Source organism: Oleiphilus sp. HI0079, assembly GCF_001635105.1.
The window spans coordinates 1-694 of record NZ_LWFT01001218.1; the positions used below are offsets into that span (position 1 = coordinate 1).

1 protein-coding gene is annotated in these 694 nt (G+C 42.5%); it reads right to left on the bottom strand.

From position 1 onward, the window contains the following. A partial coding sequence (locus A3750_RS26490; RefSeq protein WP_197475224.1) for a hypothetical protein occupies positions 1–694 on the bottom strand: 694 nt, incomplete at both ends.

Sequence of the window (694 nt, forward strand, 5' to 3'; positions counted from 1 at the left end):
AAGTTGATATTCCATTTATCTACCTCGTTAAACTGTACGCCTTTTTGTCCTTTTTCATACCCAACACCAAGGCTGAGATTTGTATTGATGAGATAGCGTAGCTTGCTGGAGAGATATTCTTTGCTTCGCTGCCCTGAAAGCAATGAATAGAGTTTTTTGTAGCTACTATCCCACTGAAACTTCGCAAGTATGGAGTTTTTTGCACCATTCATAATCACGTTGATGTTGTAGCCGTAGTCGGCATAGTCTTTCTCGATTGACGCCTGTTTGCCTTGGTTTAGTATTGAGCCCCCTTCAAGCCGAAGGTCCCAATTTACTTTTAAGTCAAGATAGGGGCCTATAGGCACCATATTCAGGAAGAAGTTGTTCTCACCAAGGTCGGGTATGGGTGTCCACGTGCCGATGAAATTGAGACTGTCGCTATCTTGTATAGCATCGGACGTATAGCTGGGGTTTATGGTTATAAGGTGGTTTGAAAAATAGCTGTCATAGCTGCCAAGCCGGTATTCTGCGATTGCTCCAAGCGATAAGGCCCTCCTGCTCGAACTCGAGTTAACCCCTTTCACTTTTTGAATATCTGTATCTGACTGAAAGTATGCAAAATATTGGCTTGAATGCTGCTCCTCAAAGTTTTCACTGATTAATAATGCTGCAACGAGATCTACTTCAAGGTCTTTCGTGTTGGTTAATTCAT